The organism is Microcystis sp. M090S1 (genome assembly GCF_020246295.1).
Lineage (GTDB): Bacteria > Cyanobacteriota > Cyanobacteriia > Cyanobacteriales > Microcystaceae > Microcystis > Microcystis aeruginosa.
The window spans coordinates 1-2,633 of sequence record NZ_JADBTF010000204.1 but is presented as its reverse complement, the minus strand read 5'-3'; the positions used below and the strand labels follow the sequence as shown (position 1 = coordinate 2,633).

The 2,633-nt window shown below is 39.8% G+C and carries 2 protein-coding genes, 1 tRNA gene and 2 pseudogenes; 2 read left to right on the top strand and 3 right to left on the bottom strand.

The features are described from left to right. Positions 1–231 (top strand): annotated as a pseudogene (locus tag IM477_RS09105) (IS200/IS605 family accessory protein TnpB-related protein); the annotation flags it as partial. Here IM477_RS09105 and IM477_RS09100 read toward each other — a convergent pair. Further along, positions 228–815: a 1,2-dihydroxy-3-keto-5-methylthiopentene dioxygenase gene (locus tag IM477_RS09100; RefSeq protein ID WP_287731438.1), complete on the bottom strand. Its 588-nt coding sequence runs from the start codon at positions 813–815 to the stop codon at positions 228–230. The pseudogene IM477_RS09105 and the gene IM477_RS09100 overlap by 4 nt on opposite strands. 131 nt (positions 816–946) lie before the next feature. Here IM477_RS09100 and IM477_RS09095 point away from each other — a divergent pair. Next, positions 947–1,019 (top strand) — tRNA-Ala (locus IM477_RS09095). 41 nt (positions 1,020–1,060) lie between these two features. Here IM477_RS09095 and IM477_RS09090 read toward each other — a convergent pair. Then, positions 1,061–2,233 carry a hypothetical protein gene (locus tag IM477_RS09090; RefSeq protein WP_287731437.1) on the bottom strand — a complete coding sequence of 391 codons (1,173 nt, stop codon included), beginning with the start codon at positions 2,231–2,233 and terminating at the stop codon, positions 1,061–1,063. A 219-nt stretch (positions 2,234–2,452) separates the two neighbouring features. After that, a pseudogene (locus IM477_RS09085) lies at positions 2,453–2,633 on the bottom strand (hypothetical protein); the annotation flags it as partial.

Genomic DNA, 2,633 nt, shown 5'->3' with positions numbered 1-2,633 from the left:
TCATGGGGTCAATGGGGGAAACTCTGTAAGCTCTTAAGTGAACAGAATATCTCCCGACACCAAATGTTTGAACCAGCGAAAGTCCTAGAGGCACTGCAATTAGCAGTTTCCCGAACTAGAAGGGGGGAATCTCCCCCCAGCAAAGGCAGGAAAGTCAAATCTGCTTCTCTACCAGTAGTTTTTTCAAACAGTCAAACTCACGGGGAGTCACCGATGCCCCAAAACTGTTAGTCTAATAAGATATTATTAGATACCAACAGGTTTTTAGTAGGTGTTAAACTAGGAAAACGAATGATAGTCTCCGTATATTCGGGAACCCATCCGGCGGTACTGGTGAAGTAACGCACTGCTTTAACTCGTTTACTGGCAGTGAGGTAAAACCAGTGTTCGCTATGGGCGGGAACATTGATATATTCTTGAGGTTGAATAGTTAATTCCCCCTGAGAACCATCGGCAAAGACAAAGCCAAAAACCCCCTCCCCATCAATGATATAACGCACCTCATCGTCAGCGTGGGTGTGACAGCGCTCGAACTTTGCCAGTAAAGTGTCGAGATTGGCAATTTCAGGGTGTAAAACGATTAAATCTCTAGCTTGATAACCCGCTTCTTGTTTAAGTTGCTCAAAATAACCGTCTAAGCTGGTTAAAACTATTTCTTTTTCTTCGTCAGTGAGAGAAGCTTGCTTAAGTAGCTGACGAGTGGCTTCGTTTTCGATCGGCCAATAGTTTAAAGTGACATTTAATTTGGCCAATTCCAGACTAATATCGGCTAACTGGGTATAGGTTGTCCCATTCTCTAAGCGTAGTATCGCCATTGGTTATCATCCTCAAGATTACTTTTTCTATTTTAAAGTTTTCCAGAGGCAAGCCGCTCGATTTTTTGCCCCTCGATCCCTTGCCAGTTACTAGGATTTTCTGCTCAAAAATGCTATTATGGCCTATATATGGGGAATTAGCTCAGTTGGTAGAGTGCTGCGATCGCACCGCAGAGGTCAGGGATTCGAGTTCCCTATTCTCCATTTTCCAGAGATATTAACCGCTTTTCAAGGTTCAAGAAAGATTATGAACCAGTGTCAACTTCCCAAAAAGGCGTTACTTTTATTTCTGGGGAGAATAGCAGAGGATTACTGACAGAAAAGCTAAAAGATTTGACTTGTGGTGGTAATTTTCCTTGAAAAAATGCCATTAATTCCTGATCATTTCTTGGTAGGTGACTAAGTATAACTCCATTAGCTGAATTGTCTTGAAGAAAGCGAAAATTGGCTTGAGTTCCATCGAGATAATTAACGTTAATTATCACGGGAGGGATTCTAAAGAGTTGTTTGACTATTTTACCCAACCAAGAATATTCAAATTTAACTTGAACACGAGTAATCCCACTATTACGAGTAGGTAATTCATAGACTTGATCCCAAGTAACATTAGTAGTCTCTCCTAGAGGGGTTGGAATGCAACGACTGACTTTTTGTTTTTCTAGAAGATAAAAGTTGGTTTTGATTGCGGGGACTTGGAAGGGCGAATTTACCGAGTCAAGTTGATAATTACAAACCACATAGGAAAAGGCATTAGGTTCATCAAAAAAAGGATGTCTGCCATCAATAGCTTGAAAGTGATAAATCAGATAATCTCTGGGAGATTGAGATAAGCTTTGATAATTTAGTTCATCCAGTTTTTCTGTATAAGCAGAATAGGATTGAATAATCGGCCTCGGTTTCCAATTAAGCTGATTGCCCGGAATAAGTGAAAATTCCCAGGGAATTATATCAATAGTTTTGCCTTGCACTTTTTCCAGCACAGAATCGGGTATTTTGGTAGCGGCAGCAATGACTTGTAAATTTTTAGTTGTACTCCTTTCACCTCGCATTTTTAATTCTGTGGGATTAAGCATAGAGGAAATGACAACCCCGATATTATTAACCACTCTATCGGGACTGAAATTACTCCACTGGCCAGCATTTTCCAATATAGTCCAATTAGGACTAGAGGTGATAATAATACATCCCAAAAAAATTATTCCCCAAGAACAATAAGCAATTTTCTTAAACCGAGAATTTTTAATAATTATTGTATAGAGAGAAGCTGAGACAATAACCACAAGTGTAAAAACAACAACGTGAGCATCTTGCCTAACAAATCCATGCTTAAATGATAAAAATATAGGAAAAATATAGGCAATAGCGAGACTAGGGTTTTGGTCTATAGCGGTGTGCAGTCGTATGAGGTACAGTGTCACGAGCTATAAACCATGCTAGGCAAAGCTTGGTCTGTATCTCACTCAAGCGCTTACCGCTATATAATTGCCAGAGACATTAAAAGCAAACTTAAGGCAAAGCAGAGCAAGGCAATGAGTAAATGCTGGTAATTTCCTACAATACTCATCGCACTGGAATAACCAGAAGAAATTTGCCAAGAATTGCTTAAATATCCCATAAGAGAGGGAAAATTATCTAGATTAATTGTTTGGAGGAGAAGTAACCCATAAAGCCCATAAAATCTGACTGACGGACACAAGTGGGTCAAAACCTGACAAGACAAGGGTTGCCAAAAAGAAAAAGATCTGGGTAGATAGGGAAAAAGCAAGAATCCCTACAAGATGAAAACCGAGAACAGAATCTTCTCCCAAGTTTATTCCT